Annotated in this window: 20 protein-coding genes; 10 read left to right on the forward strand and 10 right to left on the reverse strand. The window is 51.0% G+C overall.

The window, feature by feature from the left end; genetic code table 11:
* Nucleotides 1-237: 237 nt before the first annotated feature.
* Both AWR26_RS06915 and AWR26_RS06920 read left to right on the forward strand, forming a co-directional pair.
* Nucleotides 238-1,377 (forward strand): hypothetical protein, encoded by a 1,140-nt coding sequence (locus AWR26_RS06915; RefSeq protein ID WP_064564524.1) that lies wholly within the window; start codon nt 238-240, stop codon nt 1,375-1,377.
* Between the two features lie 297 nt (nt 1,378-1,674).
* Nucleotides 1,675-1,890 (forward strand): zinc ribbon domain-containing protein, encoded by a 216-nt coding sequence (locus AWR26_RS06920; protein WP_064564526.1) that lies wholly within the window; start codon nt 1,675-1,677, stop codon nt 1,888-1,890.
* Here AWR26_RS06920 and AWR26_RS06925 read toward each other — a convergent pair.
* The 3 genes from AWR26_RS06925 to xseA all read right to left on the reverse strand — a co-directional run bounded on the left by AWR26_RS06925 (nt 1,887) and on the right by xseA (nt 4,691).
* Entirely contained in the window at nt 1,887-2,228 is a 342-nt protein-coding gene (locus AWR26_RS06925; protein WP_064564528.1) for a protealysin inhibitor emfourin, read from the reverse strand. The two genes, AWR26_RS06920 and AWR26_RS06925, sit on opposite strands and share 4 nt — an antisense overlap.
* Nucleotides 2,228-3,253 (reverse strand): M4 family metallopeptidase, encoded by a 1,026-nt coding sequence (locus AWR26_RS06930; RefSeq protein WP_064564531.1) that lies wholly within the window; start codon nt 3,251-3,253, stop codon nt 2,228-2,230. Before AWR26_RS06930 ends, AWR26_RS06925 begins: the two co-directional genes overlap by 1 nt.
* Before the next feature lie 64 nt (nt 3,254-3,317).
* Nucleotides 3,318-4,691, reverse strand: a complete 1,374-nt coding sequence (gene xseA, locus AWR26_RS06935) for an exodeoxyribonuclease VII large subunit (protein WP_064564533.1) — start codon at nt 4,689-4,691, stop codon at nt 3,318-3,320.
* 158 nt (nt 4,692-4,849) lie between these two features.
* Here xseA and guaB point away from each other — a divergent pair, with 158 nt between their 5' ends.
* Nucleotides 4,850-6,316: an IMP dehydrogenase gene (gene guaB, locus AWR26_RS06940; protein WP_043952699.1), complete on the forward strand. Its 1,467-nt coding sequence runs from the start codon at nt 4,850-4,852 to the stop codon at nt 6,314-6,316.
* A gap of 112 nt (nt 6,317-6,428) precedes the next feature.
* The gene (gene guaA, locus AWR26_RS06945; RefSeq protein ID WP_064564535.1) at nt 6,429-8,006 is read left to right on the forward strand and encodes a glutamine-hydrolyzing GMP synthase; all 1,578 of its coding nucleotides are present in this window, start codon (nt 6,429-6,431) and stop codon (nt 8,004-8,006) included.
* Nucleotides 8,007-8,175: 169 nt separating this feature from the next.
* Here guaA and AWR26_RS06950 read toward each other — a convergent pair whose 3' ends face one another.
* From AWR26_RS06950 to AWR26_RS06965, 4 genes are all read right to left on the reverse strand, one after another.
* Nucleotides 8,176-9,060, reverse strand: a complete 885-nt coding sequence (locus tag AWR26_RS06950; protein WP_064564537.1) for a hypothetical protein — start codon at nt 9,058-9,060, stop codon at nt 8,176-8,178.
* 2 nt (nt 9,061-9,062) lie between these two features.
* Nucleotides 9,063-9,926 (reverse strand): potassium channel family protein, encoded by an 864-nt coding sequence (locus AWR26_RS06955; RefSeq protein ID WP_064564539.1) that lies wholly within the window; start codon nt 9,924-9,926, stop codon nt 9,063-9,065.
* Nucleotides 9,927-9,972: 46 nt separating this feature from the next.
* The gene (locus AWR26_RS06960; protein ID WP_064568971.1) at nt 9,973-10,191 is read right to left on the reverse strand and encodes a helix-turn-helix domain-containing protein; all 219 of its coding nucleotides are present in this window, start codon (nt 10,189-10,191) and stop codon (nt 9,973-9,975) included.
* Between the two features lie 89 nt (nt 10,192-10,280).
* A complete protein-coding gene (locus AWR26_RS06965) occupies nt 10,281-10,511 on the reverse strand; it encodes a helix-turn-helix domain-containing protein (RefSeq protein WP_064564540.1) in 231 nt (76 codons plus the stop codon).
* Between the two features lie 107 nt (nt 10,512-10,618).
* On the opposite strand from AWR26_RS06965, the gene AWR26_RS06970 reads away from it, so the two are divergent.
* From AWR26_RS06970 to AWR26_RS06990, 5 genes are all read left to right on the forward strand, one after another.
* Nucleotides 10,619-10,867, forward strand: coding sequence for a helix-turn-helix domain-containing protein (locus tag AWR26_RS06970; protein WP_064564542.1), 249 nt, complete (start codon nt 10,619-10,621; stop codon nt 10,865-10,867).
* A gap of 275 nt (nt 10,868-11,142) precedes the next feature.
* The gene (locus AWR26_RS06975; RefSeq protein WP_064568972.1) at nt 11,143-11,403 is read left to right on the forward strand and encodes a type II toxin-antitoxin system Phd/YefM family antitoxin; all 261 of its coding nucleotides are present in this window, start codon (nt 11,143-11,145) and stop codon (nt 11,401-11,403) included.
* Nucleotides 11,404-11,721: a type II toxin-antitoxin system RelE/ParE family toxin gene (locus AWR26_RS06980; RefSeq protein ID WP_064564544.1), complete on the forward strand. Its 318-nt coding sequence runs from the start codon at nt 11,404-11,406 to the stop codon at nt 11,719-11,721.
* A 115-nt stretch (nt 11,722-11,836) separates the two neighbouring features.
* On the forward strand, nt 11,837-13,825 hold the full coding sequence (locus AWR26_RS06985; RefSeq protein ID WP_064564546.1) for a tetratricopeptide repeat protein: 1,989 nt from the start codon (nt 11,837-11,839) through the stop codon (nt 13,823-13,825).
* A gap of 19 nt (nt 13,826-13,844) precedes the next feature.
* On the forward strand, nt 13,845-15,116 hold the full coding sequence (locus AWR26_RS06990) for a DUF4062 domain-containing protein (protein WP_064564548.1): 1,272 nt from the start codon (nt 13,845-13,847) through the stop codon (nt 15,114-15,116).
* A gap of 136 nt (nt 15,117-15,252) precedes the next feature.
* Here the strand turns inward: AWR26_RS06990 and AWR26_RS06995 are convergent, their stop codons facing one another.
* Nucleotides 15,253-15,444 (reverse strand): YfgG family protein, encoded by a 192-nt coding sequence (locus tag AWR26_RS06995; protein ID WP_071531982.1) that lies wholly within the window; start codon nt 15,442-15,444, stop codon nt 15,253-15,255.
* Nucleotides 15,445-15,788: 344 nt separating this feature from the next.
* Here AWR26_RS06995 and AWR26_RS07000 point away from each other — a divergent pair, with 344 nt between their 5' ends.
* A complete protein-coding gene (locus AWR26_RS07000; RefSeq protein WP_064564550.1) occupies nt 15,789-18,005 on the forward strand; it encodes an EAL domain-containing protein in 2,217 nt (738 codons plus the stop codon).
* 12 nt (nt 18,006-18,017) lie between these two features.
* Here the strand turns inward: AWR26_RS07000 and ppx are convergent, their stop codons facing one another.
* Together ppx and ppk1 are read right to left on the reverse strand one after the other, a co-directional pair.
* Nucleotides 18,018-19,559 (reverse strand): exopolyphosphatase, encoded by a 1,542-nt coding sequence (gene ppx / locus AWR26_RS07005; RefSeq protein ID WP_043952706.1) that lies wholly within the window; start codon nt 19,557-19,559, stop codon nt 18,018-18,020.
* A gap of 3 nt (nt 19,560-19,562) precedes the next feature.
* Nucleotides 19,563-21,623 carry a polyphosphate kinase 1 gene (ppk1, locus tag AWR26_RS07010; RefSeq protein ID WP_064564552.1) on the reverse strand — a complete coding sequence of 687 codons (2,061 nt, stop codon included), beginning with the start codon at nt 21,621-21,623 and terminating at the stop codon, nt 19,563-19,565.
* Nucleotides 21,624-21,639: the final 16 nt, after the last annotated feature.

A 21,639-nucleotide genomic window follows, 5' to 3' on the forward strand; every position in this document is an offset into this window, starting at 1 on the left:
TATTTAAAGCAGTAGTGATTTCTCACTTCATGCTTCAAGTGGCACCGGCTATTTGTTTTTCCTGCGCCGGTTAGGCGCATGGCTCGTCAGATGAAATTACTTCCAGGCCGTAACCTGTCAACTTTTTCAATTTATATAACGAGTCCTTCCGAAGCGAGGACGATAGGTCTGCAATCGTTTAAAAGAAAAAAACTTCCTGTTAGGATTAATCTCATTATTCAAAGATGAGATAGGGATATGAAAAAAACGGTTGTAGCAACATTGATAGCATTAACCCTGTTGACAGGGTGTGGCCCAAAGGAATTGACCTCTGAGCAAAAACAGGAAGTCGCAAACCTAAAAAATGAATTATCACGCACGGAAACTGAAATCTCTGCTGCGAATGAGACAGGTAAGCAGTTTGCGGGTGGGCTAATTAAGAATCTGGTTACAGCAAGACTGGAAGTTTTAGAGACTAATAAGGCTCTTTTGGAACAGCGTATTAATGCGATTGAAGCAGGGGCGAAGATTGACATAGCCGTCAGTAGCGTAAAACCTGACCCGGAACTTGCCAACTCCATTAAAGCCGAAATGGACACTCTTAATAGCAGAATCGATGAAGCGAAGGCCGATGCTAACCAGTACTCTGGCGGATTAATCCAGGCTTTGAAATTGTCGACGGTTGCTACGCAAGAACAAAGCATGGCGATGCTTCAGCAGAAATATTTAATCGCTAAATATGGCCTGGCTGAGATCAAAGTTGATACACCACCGATGAGTAATGCAAAAGTCGACAAGGAACCCGCTCAGCAAAATAGTACGCCTCAACAATCACCGAAACTTCCTCCAGCAGAAGGGCCATTCGGGTTAGAAGCTGGCTTGTCAAAACAAAATATTGAAGATATGACCGGGGCTGAACTTAAGCTTTTAGAAAATAGCGTTAACCTTTACACTACATCGAAATTGCCTAAGCAAAATGCTGATTTCGAGGTATTCGGGCTTCAGATCTCCCCCAAAGTAGGGCTTTGTCAAATACGCGCTGTAGGTAAAAGCATTAATACGGACAGTTATGGAATTGCTTTGAAATCGAAGTTTGAGGAGTTAAGTAATGCCTTAACCTCTATCTATGGTAAAGCCGACAAAAGAGATTATCTTCTTTCTGGTTCCCTCTGGAAAGAACCACAAGATTGGGTGATGGGATTAAATAAAAAAGAGCGTATTTTATCTGCGGAGTGGAAAGGGGAAAAAGGCTCTTCATTAAAAAACAATTTGAGTATGGTATCTCTCGATGTACGGGCGACGGGTACCGATACCGGATATTTATATCTACAATATAATTTTACTAATGATAGTACTTGTAAAGAAGAGGTTGAGGGAGCGAAGAAAAGTTCGCTTTAGATTCTGCTTCAAATCCTGCCCCTGAATAAGGGGCTATTTCTTTATAAAAAGTAACGTCTAAAAATAAATAGAATAATGAATGATGCCTGGTTGAATATATGTTGAAGCTTGGGTTGTTGGGGCTTTTTTTGCAAAGCCTTTCGCTTTCATTGCAAATACAACCACCACAATTGCAAATCAGAGTCTTTAGATTTAGTTCGTGGAAGTGTTACGAGTTGGCTGATGAAGTGAACCCGGCGGATTTTGTCACTTAAGGTGTATGATAAGGGGAGTGAAAAAATAAACGAGGAGAGCGTTATGGATCTCAAATGCCCGACCTGCCACAACCCGCTGGAACTGGTGGGAACGCATGCGCATTGCAACGGCTGCGGCAACGATATTGAAGTACAGGCAAACTGCCCGGAGTGCCATCAGCCCCTGGAAGTGTTAAAAGCCTGCGGCGCGGTGGACTTTTTCTGCCAGCACGGCCACGGGTTAATCTCTAAAAAACGCGTCGAGTTTACCCCGCTTTAAGGCTTACAGATGCAGGCTTCGCCATCGCGCCACAGTTCCACCAGCGACGGTGGCGCTTTACTTTCCGGGATCAGCAACAGCACATCGGTCTGCTGCGTGGTCCAGGTTATCTGCAAACGGTAAAAACGCTGATCGCCGCGCCCCGGTGAATCCGGCTGCCCGGGCGGTTGCCCGAGCGGCAGGGTCTGATGCAGGATATTGACCAGGCGCTGGCGTTGTTCCGCGTTAAGCTGAGCAATCACGATTTTTCGCGTGCCGCTCAGCTTCGGAATATAAGCCAGCCCGCCTTCACGGGCGACTTCAACCACCGCATCATCGGTCAATTCGGGTTCGTTCATTACAACACTCCAACCTCTTTCCAGGCCTTCTCGATTGCGTCTGCAACCTGTTGGCCCGAACGTTTTTCGCCGTGCTGAATGGTCAGTTTCGCAAAGGCAGCGAAATCGGCATTCTGCGCCAGCGCTTTATCGCAAACGGTATCGTACCAGGCGTAACCGGCTTTCTCCCAGGCATAGCCACCAATCGCCGTCGCAGCAAGGTAAAACGCGCGGTTGGGAATACCGGAATTCAGATGCACGCCGCCGTTATCTTCACGGGTTTTCACAAAGTCCTTCATATGTGCAGGCTGCGGATCTTTACCCAGTAGCGGGTCATCATAGGCGGTGCCGGGATGAGACATCGAACGCAGACCTTTGCCGTTAATCCCTTTTGCCAGCAGCCCTTCGCCGATGATCCAGTCGGCCTGATCCGCGGTTTGCTGTTTGTGGTACTGCTTCACCAGCGAGCCAAAAACATCCGATAACGACTCATTAAGCGCGCCAGATTGTTCAAAATAGATCAGCGCAGCTTCTGTTTCTGTGACGCCGTGGCTGAGTTCATGCGCAACCACATCAATAGCGATGGTAAAGCGGTTGAAGATTTCACCGTCGCCGTCGCCAAACACCATCTGCTGACCATTCCAGAAAGCGTTCTGATATTGCTGGCCATAATGCACGGTGCCGTTCAGCACTATTCCCTTATTATCCAGTGAGTTACGGTGTAAAACCTGCCAGAAAAACTCGTGGGTAACGCCGAGATAGTCATAAGCTTCATCCACGGCAACATCACCATTCGACGGCTGGCCTTCGTAGCGCACCTGCTTACCGGGCAGGCTCTCTTTCTGCTGCGCATCATAAATATCGCGTACCAGTTCACCGGGCGAGGTGACCAGCGGCGCGCTGGGCTTGCCGTGGCTGTGGGCCATCAATGTCTGTACATGGGTTAACGTTTGTTGCGCGCAGCGCTGCTGCACTTCTGAACCGTGGTCGATAATGCGGCGAAGAATATAGGGCGGTATAACGCTGCTAAACGGGCGTGTTTTCATGTCGCTCTCCTTGATGAAAAGAACAACAAAAGTATAGGGGCAGCTTATAGATTAATCGTACAAATTAAGGTGATTTATGCTGGCGCGGTTTCTTTACGGGCGTCACGTTACTGACTTCACTCTCCACCCAGCCGTCATTCAGGCGGGTGGTGAGCTTATCGCCCACTTTCACCTGGCGGGTTTTTTTCAGAACTTCGCCATCCGGGGAGGTGGTCACGCTGTAACCGCGCGCCAGTGTCGCCAGCGGGCTGACGGCTTCCAGATGGGTAATTGCAGAACCAAAGCGTTCGCGCGTGGTGCTTAAACGGTCGCGAATGTTCTGGCTCAGGCGATATTCCAGCTGCTGTACGCGACTTTGCGCGCGATGAATCCGCGGCTGCGGGTTTTGCTGATTCAGACGCTGCATCACGCGCTGCTGACGGGCAGAAGCGCGTTTTAACTGCGTATCCAGCGCGTTTTGCATGCGCTGTTGCAGACGCTCCAGCACCGTTTGCTGGCGTGCCAGCCGTAACTGCGGGTGTTGTTGTTGCAGACGATGGTTCAACAGGGCGAAGCGGCGGTTGCGGCCAGCCAGATAATAATCCATCGACATCTCTAAGCGCTGCTGCATCGCCTGTACCTGGCGCAGCAGTTCAAGCTGGTTGCGGCTGACAATTTCCGCTGCGGCCGAAGGCGTTGGCGCGCGCAGATCGGCAACAAAATCGGCAATCGTGACATCGGTTTCATGGCCGACGGCGCTGACCACCGGAATGCGGCTGGCAAAAATCGCACGCGCTACGCGTTCGTCATTAAAACTCCAGAGATCTTCCAGCGAACCGCCGCCGCGACCAACAATCAGCACGTCGCATTCCTGACGCGCGTTCGCCAGCGCAATGGCACGCACGATTTGCCCCGGCGCGTCTTCGCCCTGCACCGCAGTCGGATAGATGACTACCGGCAGAGACGGATCGCGGCGTTTCAGCACGTGCAGAATATCGTGCAGCGCCGCGCCGGTTTTCGACGTAATCACGCCAACACAATGCGCAGGCGAGGGCAGCGGTTGCTTAAAATGCTGATCGAACAACCCTTCAGCGGCGAGTTTGGCTTTCAGTTGCTCATACTTTTGCTGCAACAAGCCTTCACCGGCCGGTTGCATGCTTTCGACGATAATCTGGTATTCCCCGCGCGGTTCATACAGCGTGATGTTGGCGCGAACCAGCACCTGCTGGCCGTGCTGCGGGCGAAACGTAACGCGGCGGTTGCTGTTGCGGAACATCGCGCAGCGCACCTGAGCGGTATCGTCTTTTAAGGTAAAGTACCAGTGGCCGGAAGCGGGCTGGGTAAAATTGGAGATTTCCCCGCTGATCCACACCTGACCGAGTTCGCGTTCCAGCAGTAAGCGCACCGACTGGTTCAGGCGGCTGACGGTATAAATTGAGGGAGATTGGAACGACGACATGTGAGCCAGATCAAATTCTAAATCAGCAGGTTATTCAGTCGATAGTAACCCGATACGAGGGGATGGCAAGTTTTTTCTCAAAAAAGTGTGGATGCAATCGGTTACGCTCTGTATAATGCCACGGCAATATTTAACCCCCCAGGTCAGAGATATTGCCCATGCTACGTATTGCTAAAGAAGCACTGACGTTTGACGACGTCCTCCTCGTTCCCGCTCATTCCACCGTTCTGCCGAATACTGCCGATCTGAGCACGCAGCTCACCAAAACCATTCGCCTGAACATTCCTATGCTCTCTGCGGCGATGGATACCGTGACTGAAGCGCGTCTGGCGATTGCGCTGGCACAGGAAGGCGGCATTGGCTTTATTCACAAAAACATGTCTATCGAGCGCCAGGCGGAAGAAGTTCGCCGCGTGAAGAAACATGAATCCGGCGTGGTTAAAGATCCACAAACCGTTCTGCCGACCACCACCCTGCGCGAAGTAAAAGAACTGACCGAACGTAACGGCTTTGCCGGTTACCCGGTAGTGAACGGCGACAACGAACTGGTCGGCATCATCACCGGTCGTGACGTGCGTTTCGTTACCGATCTGACTCAGCCGGTGAGCGTGTACATGACGCCGAAAGAGCGCCTGGTAACCGTTCGCGAAGGGGAATCCCGCGAAGTGGTGTTCGCCAAAATGCACGAAAAACGCGTTGAAAAAGCGCTGGTCGTTGACGAAAGTTTCCACCTGCGCGGCATGATCACCGTTAAAGACTTCCAGAAAGCAGAACGTAAACCGAACGCCTGTAAAGACGAGCAGGGCCGTCTGCGCGTTGGCGCGGCAGTTGGCGCGGGCGCCGGTAACGAAGAGCGCGTTGACGCGCTGGTTGCCGCAGGCGTTGACGTATTGCTGATCGACTCCTCTCACGGCCACTCCGAAGGCGTGTTGCAGCGCATTCGCGAAACCCGTGCTAAATACCCGGATCTGCAAATCATCGGCGGTAACGTTGCGACTGGCGCAGGCGCACGCGCTCTGGCGGAAGCGGGCGTGAGTGCGGTAAAAGTCGGTATCGGCCCTGGCTCCATCTGTACTACCCGTATCGTAACCGGCGTAGGCGTTCCGCAGATCACCGCGGTTTCCGACGCGGTTGAAGCGCTGGAAGGCACTGGCATTCCGGTTATCGCCGACGGCGGTATCCGTTTCTCCGGCGACATCGCCAAAGCTATCGCCGCAGGCGCTGCCGCAGTCATGGTTGGCTCCATGCTGGCGGGTACTGAAGAATCCCCGGGTGAAATCGAACTCTACCAGGGCCGTTCTTACAAATCTTACCGCGGTATGGGTTCTCTGGGCGCGATGTCCAAAGGCTCTTCCGACCGTTACTTCCAGAGCGATAACGCTGCCGACAAACTGGTGCCGGAAGGTATCGAAGGTCGCGTTGCCTATAAAGGCCGCCTGAAAGAGATCATTCACCAGCAGATGGGCGGCCTGCGCTCCTGTATGGGTCTGACCGGCTGTGGTACTATCGATGACCTGCGTACTAAAGCGGAATTTGTACGCATCAGCGGTGCCGGTATCCAGGAAAGCCACGTTCACGACGTGACCATCACCAAGGAATCCCCGAACTACCGCATGGGTTCTTAATGATTTCCGCGCCCGGTGCTTTCACCGGGCGCTGACTTTCATACTCTCTGTTCAGGTTCAGCCTGCAAGACGACGAGTATATTCATTGCCACTTGCCTCGGAAGTAACGTCAATGACGGACAACATTCATAAACATCGTATTCTCATCCTCGACTTCGGTTCTCAGTACACCCAGCTGGTTGCGCGCCGCGTGCGTGAACTGGGCGTTTACTGTGAACTGTGGGCGTGGGATGTCACCGAAGCGCAGATCCGCGACTTCAACCCAAGCGGTATCATCCTTTCCGGCGGCCCGGAAAGTACCACCGAAGAGAACAGCCCGCGCGCACCGCAGTATGTGTTCGAAGCGGGTGTTCCGGTGCTCGGCGTGTGCTATGGCATGCAGACTATGGCGATGCAGCTTGGCGGCCACGTTGAAGGTTCTAACGAGCGTGAATTCGGTTACGCACAGGTTGAAGTGCAGACCGACAGCGCGCTGGTTCGCGGCATTGAAGACTCCCTGACCGCCGAAGGCAAAGTGTTGCTGGACGTGTGGATGAGCCACGGCGACAAAGTGACGGCCATTCCGTCCGATTTCGTAACCGTTGCCAGCACCGAAAGCTGCCCGTTCGCCATCATGGCGAATGAAGAAAAACGCTTCTACGGCGTGCAGTTCCACCCGGAAGTGACCCACACCCGCCAGGGCCTGCGTATGCTGGAGCGCTTCGTGCGCGATATCTGCCAGTGTGAAGCGCTGTGGACCCCGGCAAAAATTATCGACGACGCGGTTGAACGCATTCGTCAGCAGGTTGGCGACGATAAAGTGATCCTCGGCCTTTCCGGCGGCGTGGACTCCTCCGTCACCGCGATGCTGCTGCACCGCGCCATCGGCAAAAACCTGACCTGCGTATTCGTTGATAACGGCCTGCTGCGCCTGAACGAAGCCGCTCAGGTGATGGACATGTTCGGTGACCACTTCGGTCTGAACATTGTTCATGTTCCGGCAGAAGGTCGCTTCCTTTCAGCACTGGCTGGCGAGAACGATCCGGAAGCAAAACGCAAAATCATCGGCCGCGTGTTCGTGGAAGTGTTCGACGAAGAAGCACTGAAACTGGAAGACGTGAAATGGCTGGCGCAGGGCACTATCTACCCGGACGTTATCGAATCTGCCGCATCTGCAACCGGTAAAGCGCACGTCATCAAATCTCACCACAACGTGGGCGGCCTGCCGAAAGAGATGAAGATGGGCCTGGTTGAGCCGCTGAAAGAGCTGTTCAAAGACGAAGTGCGTAAAATTGGTCTGGAACTCGGTCTGCCGTACGACATGCTGTACCGTCACCCGTTCCCGGGGCCGGGCCTTGGCGTCCGCGTACTGGGCGAAGTGAAGAAAGAGTATTGCGATCTGCTGCGTCGCGCTGATGCGATCTTTATTGAAGAGCTGCATAAAGCTGACCTCTACAACAAAGTAAGCCAGGCCTTCACCGTCTTCCTGCCGGTCCGCTCCGTCGGCGTGATGGGCGACGGTCGTAAATACGACTGGGTTGTCTCCCTGCGTGCCGTAGAAACCATCGACTTTATGACCGCACACTGGGCACACCTGCCGTACGATTTCCTCGGCCGCGTTTCCAACCGCATCATCAATGAAGTCAACGGCATTTCCCGCGTGGTGTATGACATCAGCGGGAAGCCGCCAGCTACGATCGAGTGGGAATGAGTTAGTTCCTGCTGATTAAGCGCTGAAATCTGAAAACACCAGCAAGCTTTGCGGCTGCTGGTGTTTTATATTGGCAGATCCAAAGGATAAGACATCAAATAGACAAATAAATTGAAATGTACGAATAGTAATGCGAAATATTTTTACCCTCGTAGTATTAGTCTTATTATTACTGCTCGCGCAGATTTAATAAATTATAAAGTTCTTTTATATATTTATTTATAAGTGGAGACTTCGATTTTTGTAAGGATTTATACATGTTGGGAAAGTGTAAATATTTCATTATCATAGTCTGTTCTATATGGTTTAACCCTTTTTTGTCAGCAAGTAAAGATAATGCTTCTAGTGTTCTCAGAGCTTCATATGTAGAGTTGTAAGTTTCCTTGTAAAGAGCATCAAATATTCCTTTATCGCTGTTTGCCATACTAATATTGCATTTGCAACTCAAAGTATGCAACCAGTTATTGGTTAATTTTGTCGTGCTTTCCTTCGTTAAAAAATCTACAGATGTGCTTCTATGTATTGTCTTAATTTTCCTGAGTGTTTTCAGGTCAGACAACTCTTCAATTTCAAAATTCAGCCATTTTATAGATGAGCTTACTATTTCATCAATGCTAAATGCTAGTTTGCCGTTTAATGCCAACTTTTTTATTAAATAGTCTCGTGAGACACAATAAAGAAAATCGGCTTTCCAGTTTATAAGTTCTTGTTCATATGGGATTGATTTAATAAAAAATAAAGTCGATTCACATTTCATTATCTCATTCTTGGTTGGTAAGATTAGATTACATGTATCAAGAAATTTTTTAAATTCGTTATCTTTATCGTAAAGGATGATCCCATCTTTTTTTATATGTTGCAGAAATAATGAGCCAACATCCCTCATCATATGAAGTTGTTTAAATGAGAAAAACGAGATGTTATAGTTAGAATAAATTCTATTGTTTGAAATTGCATCTCTTTCATCATCGTGGCAAATAACTAATAGATCATTGTCACTATATTCATCAGAGAGACCTTTTGCTTTGGAACCAAATAGTACAGATGCGTACACAATTATGACCTCAATATTTTATTGATAAATGCACTCACGAACAATGACAAGAATAAAAAACCAAATAATGATTCGAAAATTATAATTATCTTTGTTGTTATACTTGTAGGTGTAATGTCTCCATATCCTAACGTAGTAATCGTCACACACGTAAAATAAATTGCATCAACAAAACTATTTGCGTTGGGATTATTTCCGTTGTGAAAGTCCTCCCTGAAACAAAAATTTAGCAATGAAAATAAAAGGATGGATACTAATACGAATAGTAATATTCTACTTAATTTTAAACCATATCCAGTCGTGATTTTATTAATTTTATCTATTATTTTTTCGTACAGAAATTGTATTGGTGTAATTTTTTTGACCTTAAGTTTATAGTTTAAGTTATAACCTAGGGCTTCTTTCATTCTGTATAGACTTTCGTTAGCGTAATGAGGCTGCTCTTCTTTTTTAGAGTTTTTATATAGCTCCTGGAATAAATCAACTGCAATGTTTGCATCATGCTTTAGCTCGAAGTTTTTCGAAAATTGTCGAGGATCAATCAGTGAGTTCTTGATTTTTATTTTGTGCGTGTTGGTTTTTAAAAACTCACAATCAACAAACTCACATGATTCAATTACAGAACCTATTAGTAAACAATTTGAAAATGAACAGTTAATGAAATTAACGTTTCTTATTAGTGTATTTTTAAAGGAGATATTTATAAAGTTTTTACCATTAATAATTAATGGTGTGTTGTTTGGTGACTTAAACTCATCAGGGTAATAGTTTATTGATTCCCACGTTCCTTGTTCTTCTTTTTCAAGAAAATCTTTTTGAGAGTGTACATTTTTATTTTCAGGAAGAAAAAAATTATTGGCTGCCATTTGATCTCTCATCTATTTTATTTTTAATGGGATTTGTGCAAAAAAATCAAAATCTAAACATAGCATCCAATCCTATCCCAAGACCATCCGCAATTACTGCGATAACTTCCAGCGTTGGGTTCCTGACCCCTCGCTCTATCCCACTGATATAAGTGCGATCTAGCCCGCACTTATCTGCGAACGCTTCCTGAGAAAGTCCGAGCTGTAAGCGAAGGGTTTTTACGCGTTGCCCGAAACGCACTGTGATGTCTTTTGTATTTTCCATGCTCGACAGCATCGTACTTCGTTGCTTATCAGACCACGGACGATGAGTCACATAACAGGCTGCTTGGTTGATCTTATTAGCAAAATCGATCAGCCGGGTTCGTTAAAAACGAACAGAGTAGCGAGTTCGGTGTGAAGGGCAGTTGCAAGAATATAAAGGACTTCCAGCGTTGGGTTTCTGGTTCCGCGTTCGATACCGCTGATATAGGTGCGATCAAGCCCGCATTTCTCGGCAAAACTTTCCTGCGAAAGCCCTGCCTCCATGCGCAGAGTTCTAACACGTTGTCCCAGCAGGGCTCTGATATCTTCGGCATTTTTCATGCTCACAGCATTGGCTTTTGATGACTATAAGTCCACGGACTATTAGTCACAATTCTAAAATGTTGTGCTATCATGTGACTCATAGTCAACATGAAAGGAGAAGATCCATGGATCAACAGGACTGGCATACGGCAGATATTATTGCGGGCTTAAAGAAGAAAGGAACATCGTTGGCGGCGCTTTCTCGTGAGTCGGGTCTGGCTTCATCCACGCTCGCCAATGCCTTAACCCGGCACTGGCCGAAAGGGGAGCGGCTAATTGCCGAAGCTCTGAATACCCAGCCAGAAGTCATCTGGCCGTCGCGTTACCAGGAGCGTAAATCCGGGCAGTGTGTGCGCGAAGAGCAGGGCGTATAAACGGTGAAGCGTTAAACGGTAATGACTCGTTTTAGGTCATTACCGTTTCACTCAATACATCCATTTCTCTACAACATTGTCGCCCAAGCTGTCGCTGATGCCGTCTTTCCCGCCGTATTCATCTGCATGAAGTTCGTCTATGCCAGTTGAACAGGTCGAGGTCAATAAACTCGCGACATAGAACCCACGACAAATGATGCTTTAATGGGTGACGTTTTATTGTTCGCTATCTATAATGAACGAATCGAACGATTCAGACGAAAATGGTGATGGCGATGTACTCATTGACCGCGAACGAAGCAAAAACTCAGTTTGGTGACATGCTGTTAAAAGTGCAGCGCGAACCCGTGCAGATCAGCCGCAACGGTAAGCCGGTGGCGGTGGTTGTCTCAGCAGAAGACTACCAGGAAATTGAAGCAATGAAATTGCAATTGTTGCAGGCAAAAATTCAACGCGCTCGCAGCGATATAACTATTGGCAATACTGTTGATGGTGACGCATTTTTCTCTGAATTGCTGGATGCGGATAAAGACTAAATGGCAGCATACATACTCACGGAAGAGGCACAACGTGATCTGCGAGAGATCCGCGATTACACGTTCAGGAACTTTGGCAAACAACAATCCCGGGATTACCTGGCAAATATGCGCCAGATGCTGGAAAAAATAGCGGGAATGCCAACGATGGGTCTAAAAAGGGAAGAAGAGCTTGGTGCCGGTGTCTACAGTTTTCCCTGTAACAGCCATATGATTTATTACATTGTTGCTCGCCAGGGCATTGCTGTACTTGCTGTATTACATCAAAGCCGGGTTCCCGTTCATCATTTGGCTGAAAGACTCTCGAAATCTTTTTGAATTCACCCATTTTCCTCACTAACCCCTCGTATTTAGTGGCTTTTCTTTAGACGCGGCGACGGTTAAGGTCTACGCTGATACAGCCAAAAACCCACCAACCGACAAGGCAAACGCCATGTTTAAACGCCTCCTTTCTGCCATTAGCGGCAAAAAAACGCCGGAAACCGAAACCCACGTTACTGAACCACCGCAAAACGACGAGCTGATCGTGGCGTACGATGCCTACGGGCGGGAGATGCAGATCCCGCGCAGCGAGTGGCGCGAGAAGGTTTTTTTGCCGTCGCTGGAAGAGAAACGCAACGACGCTGCCGAGCTCTATCAGGTGATCATTAACGGGCTGAACGATGGTTTTGCTACGGATTTGATCCCCGCCGCCGAACGCCTGGTGGAGATTGACTATCTTCCCGAGCGCAGCCACACCATCCAGGGCATCGTGCTGATGAAAAATGGCGAGCTGGTGGCGGCGGAAAATACGCTGCGGGCGGGTATCGCCAAAGTGGGCGAAACCGGCACATTGCTGACCAATTTAGCCAAAGTGTTTGCCGAGCGCGGTGAAGAGCAGCGCGCGGAAGAGACGCTGTGGCAGGCGATTCAGGCCGATCCTAATCAGGACAACGGCCTGTTATGGTGGGTGAGCATTCAACAGGAGCGCGGCGGGGAAAACGCCTATGTTGCCGCGCTGAAAACCGCGTCTGCACTGCCTGGTAGCTGGCGTGCGCAGTTATGGCTGGCGCGTCATTATCTGGAACATCAGGATATTGCTGCTGCCCGCACACTCTATCAGGAAGTACTGAGTGCCGGTCTGTATGACGGCAGTGCGCTAATGATGATTTCCGGCGATCTCGGCAATAACGGGCAGATCCCGCTGATCGCCGAACTGGTGGCTCCGGTATATGACGAACACCGCCACGAGCCAATGGCCGGTCTTAATCTGCTGCGAGCCTGGCAGGCGCTGGGCAATGTCGAGGAGGGCGAAAAGCTGCTGGCGCGGATGTACGCGCTGGGGTATATGCCACTGAAACAGCATCTTGATGAATTCGCCAAAGCCTTTCAGGAGATGCAGAAGCACGCGGCTACTTCCACGCCTGCTGATGCTTCCGAACTGACGTTCAGCACACTGTCGCTCACTCAACCGATCTGGCATTACGGTCTGTGCAACGCCAATTGGTTGTTCGCACAGAAGCCGGAAGATGCACCGACTGTCGGTTTCTTTGCCCTGTCGAAACTCTACGACGGCCCTGAACGCAGCGAATCACAGCGCGAGGATGATATTGGCCGTCTGTCGCGGGCGATCCCGCTCTATTTTGCCGAAGCGGCGCACTACTGGAGCGACTACGCCAGCCGTTTTTATGTGCAGGTGGTGGAGGGCGGCGGGCCGGTGCTGATTGGTGGTGAAATGGATGGCAACGCGCTGTTTGATATCGTCCCGCCAGCCATGAACTACTTTGTTACCGGTGCCGTGGGGTGTAGCGGGGAAGGAGAACAGCGCGAGTGGCACATCACGTTGAGCCTGTGGGACTGCGCAACACGCACGAAAAAAGCCAGCGAAGCGGGCCACAGTAAACAGGCTGAGCTGGGCGCGCTGGTGCTCGATCTTGAACAGCGCCTGCTCGCTGTCATCGGGCTTACGCGTCAGCAACCGCTGGATGCGTTTTATCTGCGCCCGTCTGCCGAGGCAATGGATATTTATCTGGGCGAGCTGGCGCAGGCGTTTACGCTGACGCTGGTAGTGAATAAAACCACGCCGCGCGAGGCGATGTGGGGTGAGCGGGCGATGCTCGACTGGCCGCTGCATATGGCGCTCCAGTGGCCGCAGATTGAGGTGCCGAAACTGATGTATCTCTCCGGGCTGGGAAAAGCCTTTGATTATCAGTCTGCGGCGCTGGCCGAATACCAAAGCCGCACGCTGGAGTTGCTGCGCGAAGCTGAACGCAATGGTAGCCCGGCGGCGCGTCTTGCGCCGCTGGTGTGGAAAATCTTCGGCATGGACGAGGATTTTGCCGCGCACCGGCAAAATCTGCCGGCAGATGCTGGCAGCGCGTATTGCGACTGGCTGGCGCGCGTCGCGGAGAAGTCGTTGTTTGAGGCTGCGGGAAGGCGTTGATAAATCTAAGGGGCAATAAATGGCCAATAAACTACGCGTGTTCATTAGCAGCACGATGAAGGATCTGCGCAACGAGCGGCAGCAGGTGGTTGATCGGTTGAATTTTCTCGGTTTTGAGCCGGTAAATGCCGAAGAGTTTAGCCCAAACGGGCAGACCAGTTGGGAGGTGATTGAGCCGAAAATCCGCGATTGTCACCTGTTTGTCCTGCTTCTTGGCGACAGTTACGGCTGGGAGCCGAAGAGCGGTTATGGCGGTGGAGAGGGGAAATCCGTCACGCATCTTGAATATGACGCCGCTCGCGCGCTGAACATTCCCGTGTTGCCCTTTATAAAAAAGCTGGAATATGGAAGCAAAGAGGACACGCTGCGGGATGCGTTTCGCGAGGCAGTAGCCGCGTGGGACACGGGGCATTTTCGCGCGGAATTTGAGTTAGCGAAGGATCTTGCTGATAAAGTGGCGAAGGCGCTGGTGGATTTTTGTACCCAGACGGCGCTGAAAGAGCTGCTGCGTCTGCGCGATACGCAGTTAACGCCGCCGCATACCGCTGTGCAATCAGCCGAAGCGTTGCAGGTGCATGACGATGATAAGTGGGTGCTTCTCGGCGGCGCAGGGCTGTCGATATCTGCCGGTTATCCGACGGCGAATCTGATTACCAGTAGCCTGGCCGCGCAGCTCTGGCCGGATATTGCTGCCAGAGATATTTACACCCGCTACTCGTTTGACGAAGTGGCGGGATATTACGAAAGCCAGCGCGGGCGCGATGCACTGCTGCAGGATATTAAAGCGTTACTGGACACACCGCAGAAGGTCTGGCCAACAGAGGCCCATTTTGAGGCTGTGAAGAAGTTCAAAACTATCCTCACCACCAACTATGATCAACTCTTCGAACTTGCCTGCATGACGAGCGGCATTCCGTATGTGGTCATTACGCCGTCCGATTCGAAACCGCCGGAAAAGGGCAAAGTCTCGATCATTAAGCTGAGTGGCACAATCTCCGAACTGGAAAGTCTGCGGCTGACGGCGCTGGATTTACAGAACGTGATGGCTAATGAAGCGTTCTTTAGGGTGATCAAACAGAGCCTGGCGGGCCGCAAAGTCGCAGTTGTCGGGCATGCTTTGCGTGATGCCCATGTGTTAAAGGCGCTGACCGAATCCGGCATCTCCGGGCCGGGTATTTACGTGAGCCCTAATCCTGGGCCTGCGGCGGATATCATCCTGCAACGCTTTAACCTGCAAGCTAAATCGCAAAAGGCCGATGTGTTTCTTGCCAGTTTCGACCCGACGGCGTGATGTAAGCACCATCAGACGTAATGCGTCCCTTTATCGTCAGCAATATTCACCGATTTGCTGGCGATTTTTTTTGCTGTTTTTAAAAGGCGTGCAAAAGCCCACGCGTTTTAGCGTGTTCAAAAAAACGGGTTAAATCTTAACGTTGTGCGGTGGGATCGATAGTCTGACTGATTTGCTGCGACTGGACTTTATCCTGATGATGATACCAGGCGCCAATGGTGGAATAGACGAAACGGCCGAAGAAAAAGACAAAGCTGATGAGAAGTACGATACGGGTCATGCGACTGTCAAATCGATGTCGTTTTCGCATACTGGTTGCCTGACTCACTGTGGTTCCTTTAGGAATACCCGATTAACGGGCGACAAGGCTATTAAGGCACAGTCTCCGGGGAAGGTCAATTAAGCCTGCAGTCCGTTAAAACATATGTCCGGGATTATATAAGAGAAATTAAATATTTACGCCGAGAATATAAAAACAAAAATACAGACTAATCACATGGAAATAAAACTCACTGATACCTTTCTTTTGATTTATATCAATTTTCACTTACCGCTTAGAACTAAAATTTCTCCCTGTTGCTAAACGGCCGCTTTCCCCTTGTGCCTTGTGAAGTCAGGCTGGATGCCTGTCTGAAATTTCAGCCCGGATCAGGCTGCCTTCTTTGAGTGTCTATGTCTTTAATTAATAAGTATAATTATCTAAAGAATAAATGGTGGGCATTGCCGTTCGTTCTTCCTGTTATCCTTTATCCATTATTTAGTCTGGCTAATGTATTTACGTCGATTTACGGGCAGAACGTTATTCTCTATTACCTGCCAATGTCGCTCTTGATCAGTCTGATGACATTTTATGGCTGGGCCGTGCTGCCAGGCATGATCGTTGCGTTAATCTGGCATAACTGGCATTTGGGACCATTGGGAACGCTCCTGAAAAGCGTGCAAGAACTGATTCCTGTCCTGTTTAGCTGGGTCGGTTATCGAATATTTGTCACTCGCCGACATCTGGTCACATATGGTACGTCATCACTGATTTATCAGCGCATTCTCTGGCACGTATTATGCCCTGCCACGTTATATCTGCTTCTTCTGGAACTGGGGAACTGGCTGAATCTCTTCGGCAAGCAGTTGAGCAAGCCGGCGAAAATGGTGCTGGATCTGTCTCTGTTGATCACATATCAGGGGCTACTGGCCGGCGCGGTAACGGGCATCACATTAAGTTATTTACTGATCCGCATCATTCGCCACCCACGTTATGCACGCTCATGGTTTTCCCAGCTGCGCATGGAATTTGATCCTAAAGTGACCTGGCTGGAACTGTGCGTCTGGTTCTGTCTGGTGCTGGGGTTGCAGTACCAGCTGTTAGTGCCTTCTACCGGTTGCAGCACTATCTTTAACACCAACTATACGCTCTCGCTGCTGCTGCCGGTGATGCTGTGGGGATCGATGCGTTACGGCTTCCGGTTTATGTCGTTTGTCTGGTCGCCGCTGCTGATTCTGACGGTCCACTATTTTTATCGCAGTTTGTCCTGTTTTGCTTCCAGAGAAGTGCAGATCGCTATCATTTCTTCCCGTTACCTGACATTTACATTCATGATCCTCGCGCTGGCGGGAATCGCGAACCGGCGGCGTTCGGTGCTTAACCGCACCCGTCGGCTGGCGTCGGTCGATCCGATGACCCATCTGCCGAATCTGCGGGCGCTAAGCCGCGAGCTGGCGAATACCCCGTGGTCGGTGCTCTATTTCCTGCGCATACCGGCGCTTGAACTTTTAGGCCGCAACTATGGCGTGATGTTTCGCATCCAGTTTAAACAGCACCTGGCTAACTGGTTAAAGCCGTTGTTACAGAAGGGGGAGGCCGTTCATCAGCTTTCGGGTCACGATCTGGTGATTCGCCTGAATACCCACTCCTGGCAGACGCGTATTGATGAACTGGATGCGCGCATCAAACAGTTCCTTTTCATCTGGGACGAGATGCAGGTGCAGTTACCCGTTGGCATCAGCTATTGCTATGTTCGTTCGCCCGTTCAGCATCTCTATCTGCTGCTTGGGGAGATGATTACCACCGCCGATATTTCGCTGGTCACCAACCGGCCGGAAAACCTGCAAAACCGGGGCGTGGCAAACATGCAGCGCAGCCTGAAGCGCAAAGTCGAGATGATGAATCGTCTGCAAAAGGCGCTGGAAGGGAATCATTTTCTGCTAATGGCGCAGTTGGTTTCCGGCGTACGCGGCGATAACTACTATGAAATTCTGCTGCGTCTGGGCGAGGATCCGGAGCATTGCATCCGACCGAGTGAGTTTTTACCGGTGGCGCAGGAGTTCGGTCTGTCGTCGCGGATTGATTTGTGGGTAATTGAAAATGTGCTGCGCTTTATGGCGCATAACCGCAAGACATTGCCCGCACAACGTTTCTCAATCAACCTTTCCCCGGCCTCTGTCTGCCGCGCACAGTTCGCGCAGGAGGTAAAAACCCTGCTGCGGGATTACGCTATCGAAGCGTGGCAGCTTATTTTTGAAATCAGCGAAAGCAGCATGATGCTGAATATCCAGCAGGCCGGGCAAACGCTCGCCCAGTTACAAAAAATGGGGTGCCGGGTTGCCATTGATGATTTTGGTACCGGTTATGCCAGCTACGCCCAGTTGAAAGATGTGAACGCCGATATGCTGAAAATAGACGGCAGTTTTATCCGCAATATGGTTGCAAACAGCCTGGACTATCAGGTTGTCGCCTCTATCTGCCATCTGGCGCGGATGAAAAAAATGCAGGTTGTGGCGGAGTATGTTGAAAGCGAAGAGATACGCAGCGCGGCTGTCGCGCTGCGTATCGATTATTTACAGGGTTATCTGATTGGTAAGCCCGTTCCGCTGGAGACGCTGGTCGAAGCGTAAGCGGAAGGCGGCTCAGGCCGCCACTTCCGGTGCCTGTTCTTCTTCGATTTTTAACCGCCAGCCGGTGACCGCTTCCCAGTATTCCTGCTCTTTTTCCAGATCCAGCAGTACCAGCGCGTTCTGGCTGAACCAGTCATGCGGGAAGCGCAGCGTCCAGTGATTCTCATCGGTTTTCAGAAACAGCGTCGGCGGCGTAGTGGTCGCCTGACGCTGATTGTTCAGCAGCACGCCGAGGCGTAGTAACTGAACCAGCGGCAAAAATTGCTTCTTCTTGTAGAGCGTAAAGCGCGGCAGCTCGTCGAGTTTGATCGCTTTACGATGACAGCGCACCAGGGTCGCCATCATCAGTTGCTGTTCCTGGTTGAAACCGGGCAGGTTGCTGTTTTGCAGAATGTACGCCGAATGGCGGTGCATACCGCTGTGGTTGATGTTCAGCCCCACTTCATGCAGCATCGCCGCCCATTTCAGCAGCGCCGCCAGTTGCGGGTTGCTGAGTTTGGGATTTTGCGCCTGCCACTGATCGTACATCTGCGTGGTGGTTTCCAGCACGCGGCGAGCCTGTTCGCGGTCAATATTGTACTGGCTGGCAAGGCTTTGCGCCGTACGGCTGCGAATGTCCTGATGACGGAAGCGGCCTTCCATCTCATACAGCACGCCTTCACGCAGCGCACCGTCGGAGAGACGCAGTTCGCGGATCGCCAGCGCATCGAACACGCCGCACAGAATGGCGAGGCCCGGCACGAACACCGCTTTACGTTCCTCAGAAAGCCCTGGCAGGCTCAGTTCGTTGAAGTTTTTATACTTCAGCACTTCATCAACCAGTTTTTCCAGGCGCTCCGGAGTAATAAACCCGTCTTTCTCGCCTGAGGCGATCAGCACTTCATTCGCCGCTTTGATACTGCCGGACGCGCCCAGCGCCACATTCCAGCCCTGGATGCGGAACTGCCAGGCCAGCGATTCCAGCTTTTGCGTGGCGGAAATGCGCGCGCGGCGGAAGTTTTCCCCATTGATGGTACCGCCGGGGAAATACATCTGCGCAAAGCTGACGCAGCCCATGCGACGGCTTTCGACCAGCTTCGGTTCGAAATCTTCACCGATAACCAGCTCCGTCGAACCGCCGCCGATATCGATCACCAGCTTGCGGCCTTTCTCCGGCTGCGTATGTTCCACGCCCATAAAAATCAGTCGTGCTTCTTCGTTGCCCGGAATGATTTCAATCGGGTAGGGGATCACTTTTTCGGCACGTTTCAGAAACTCCGTGGCGTTCAGCGCCTGGCGTAACGTGTGCGTGCCTACGATGCAGACGCTGGAGGGATCGAACCCTTGCAGGCGCTCGGCAAACAGCGACAGGCAAGCAAGCCCGCGCTCCATTGCCTCTTCACTCAGCATGTTATTGCTGTCCAGACCATCCGCCAGATGCACGCGCTGCTTCAGGCGGCCGATGATTTGCATCGCCCCATCCACCACACGTGCAATCACCATATGGAAACTGTTGGAACCCAGGTCGACCGCGGCGAACTCCTCCGGGCGGGGCATCTTTTCTTGTATCGGCATAGATTAATCAGGCTGCTCGAGTGATTTGATGTAGTCGTAAATCGCCAATTGCGCGCGTACTTTGCGACGATTGCCACGCGGCACGTAGCGATTGCTCAGTTCTTTATCAATGTACCGGGCTTTTACCGTATCACTGAACAGAATGTCAATGATATCCAGAACGCGCTGTTTAAGCCGGGGATCGAGCAGCGGTGCCGCCACTTCGATACGGTAATCGATATTACGGGTCATCCAGTCAGCGGAAGAGAGCCAGACTCGCTTATCGCCGCCGTTCTCAAAAATATAGATGCGATCGTGCTCAAGATAGCGGTCAACGATGCTAATCACGCGAATATTTTCGCTGATGCCTTCAAGCTCCGGGATCAACGAACACATCCCGCGCACCAGCAGATTCACCGGCACGCCGGAACTGGAGGCGGTATAGAGGCGATCCACCAACCCTTTGTCCACCAGGTTGTTCAGCTTCAGCGTAATGCCAGAAGGCTGTCCATTCTGCGCGTTGGCGATCTCGGCATCGATCATGTCATACAGCAGGCGGCGCGAGTTTTGCGGCGACACCAGCAGGTAATCGAAATTCACCGGGCGATACGGGTTCTCAATAAAGTTAAACACCCGGCGCACTTCATTGGTAATGCGTGCATCGGCCGTAATCAGCGAGTAGTCGGTATACAGCCGCGCAGTTTTCTCGTTAAAGTTCCCGGTACCAATATGTGCGTAGCGCACCACTTCTTCACCTTCCATGCGAGAGATGAGGAACAGTTTGGCGTGAATTTTTAAACCCGGAGCCGAGAAGATCACCTGTACGCCCGCTTCCGTCAGCCGTTTCGCCCAATGGATGTTGGCTTCTTCATCGAAACGCGCCTGCAGCTCCACCACCACGGTTACTTTTTTGCCGTTGTGCGCCGCATGAATCATCGAATCAATAATGCGTGAGTCTTTCGCCACGCGATAAATATTGATTTTAATCGCCAGCACGCTCGGGTCGAATGACGCCTGGCGCAGCAGCTCCAGCACGTGTTCGAAGGTGTGGTAGGGGTAATAGAGCAGCACATCGCGTTCGCGAACGGCATCGAAACCGTTGCGGAATTTGTCAAACCAGAGGTGACGCAGGCGCGGCATCGGTTTGTTGACGAGGTTGGCTTTGCCGACATTCGGGAAGCCAATAAAGTCTTTAAAGTTGTGGTAACGCCCGCCGGGAATAATGGAATCATAACGGGAAATGGTCAGCTTCTCGCGCAGCATTTCTACCATTGCATCGGGCATATCGCGCTGGTAAACAAAGCGCACCGGTTCGGCAGTCAAACGCTGTTTCAGGCTCGACGACATCAGCTCCATCAGGCTCGATTCCATCTCATGCACCAAATCGTATTCGGCATCACGGGTCATCTTCATCGAGTAGGCATTCAGCGAATCGTAATCGAAGAAGCCTTTAAAGATGTCATCGAGGCAGTAGCGCAGAATGTTGTCCAGCAGGATCATCGGCTTGCGGCGACGTGGTGTTTCCGGCGGCAGATTCACGAAACGCGGTACTTTGTCCGACGGGATCTCCAGCAGGGCGTAACGGATATTGTCGCCGCGAATGATCTCGACCGCCAGGTAGGTGTAATCATCTTTTAAGAAGCGCACCAGGTTGGTTTCGCGGTTTATCAACGTCGGCGTAATGTGCTGACGCAGATACTGCTTGAAGTAGCTGCGCAGCCAGCTTTGCTGGTTTTGTGACAGTTGCCGTTCGTTGATCAGGAAGATTTGGTTGCGTGCCATCTCCAGCAGCAGGTCGTTGTAGAGGCTGTCGAACTCCTGATCGGCCTTCAGCACGCGGGACTGAATTTTGCCCAGCAGATGACGTGAGTTGGTGGCGGTGCCTTGCTCTTCGCTGATGATCAACCGGCGTTTCAGCTCGGCAAAACGCACTTTATAAAATTCATCGAGGTTATTGGAATAGATTCCCAAAAAACGCATGCGCTCGATTAGCGGGTTACTTTTGTCTGCCGCTTCCTGGAGAACACGTTCGTTGAAGCACAACCAGCTTAGTTCTTTTTCGAGATATAACTTTTCCTGACCCATTCCTGTTTACACTCCG

Source organism: Kosakonia oryzae (genome assembly GCF_001658025.2).
GTDB classification, from domain to species: Bacteria; Pseudomonadota; Gammaproteobacteria; order Enterobacterales; family Enterobacteriaceae; genus Kosakonia; species Kosakonia oryzae.

Excerpts from the sequence above, each read along its gene's own strand:
- ppx (WP_043952706.1), bottom strand. The coding sequence starts at position 19,559 with ATGCCGATACAAGAAAAGATGCCCCGCCCGGAGGAGTTCGCCGCGGTC.
- AWR26_RS06990 (WP_064564548.1), top strand. The coding sequence starts at position 13,845 with ATGGCCAATAAACTACGCGTGTTCATTAGCAGCACGATGAAGGATCTG.
- AWR26_RS06960 (WP_064568971.1), bottom strand. The coding sequence starts at position 10,191 with ATGGAAAATACAAAAGACATCACAGTGCGTTTCGGGCAACGCGTAAAA.
- xseA (WP_064564533.1), bottom strand. The coding sequence starts at position 4,691 with ATGTCGTCGTTCCAATCTCCCTCAATTTATACCGTCAGCCGCCTGAAC.
- AWR26_RS06980 (WP_064564544.1), top strand. The coding sequence starts at position 11,404 with ATGGCAGCATACATACTCACGGAAGAGGCACAACGTGATCTGCGAGAG.
- AWR26_RS06930 (WP_064564531.1), bottom strand. The coding sequence starts at position 3,253 with ATGAAAACACGCCCGTTTAGCAGCGTTATACCGCCCTATATTCTTCGC.
- AWR26_RS06915 (WP_064564524.1), top strand. The coding sequence starts at position 238 with ATGAAAAAAACGGTTGTAGCAACATTGATAGCATTAACCCTGTTGACA.
- AWR26_RS06920 (WP_064564526.1), top strand. The coding sequence starts at position 1,675 with ATGGATCTCAAATGCCCGACCTGCCACAACCCGCTGGAACTGGTGGGA.
- AWR26_RS06955 (WP_064564539.1), bottom strand. The coding sequence starts at position 9,926 with ATGGCAGCCAATAATTTTTTTCTTCCTGAAAATAAAAATGTACACTCT.
- AWR26_RS06985 (WP_064564546.1), top strand. The coding sequence starts at position 11,837 with ATGTTTAAACGCCTCCTTTCTGCCATTAGCGGCAAAAAAACGCCGGAA.
- AWR26_RS06970 (WP_064564542.1), top strand. The coding sequence starts at position 10,619 with ATGGATCAACAGGACTGGCATACGGCAGATATTATTGCGGGCTTAAAG.
- AWR26_RS06975 (WP_064568972.1), top strand. The coding sequence starts at position 11,143 with ATGTACTCATTGACCGCGAACGAAGCAAAAACTCAGTTTGGTGACATG.
- AWR26_RS06965 (WP_064564540.1), bottom strand. The coding sequence starts at position 10,511 with ATGAAAAATGCCGAAGATATCAGAGCCCTGCTGGGACAACGTGTTAGA.
- AWR26_RS06925 (WP_064564528.1), bottom strand. The coding sequence starts at position 2,228 with ATGAACGAACCCGAATTGACCGATGATGCGGTGGTTGAAGTCGCCCGT.
- AWR26_RS07000 (WP_064564550.1), top strand. The coding sequence starts at position 15,789 with ATGTCTTTAATTAATAAGTATAATTATCTAAAGAATAAATGGTGGGCA.
- guaB (WP_043952699.1), top strand. The coding sequence starts at position 4,850 with ATGCTACGTATTGCTAAAGAAGCACTGACGTTTGACGACGTCCTCCTC.
- guaA (WP_064564535.1), top strand. The coding sequence starts at position 6,429 with ATGACGGACAACATTCATAAACATCGTATTCTCATCCTCGACTTCGGT.
- ppk1 (WP_064564552.1), bottom strand. The coding sequence starts at position 21,623 with ATGGGTCAGGAAAAGTTATATCTCGAAAAAGAACTAAGCTGGTTGTGC.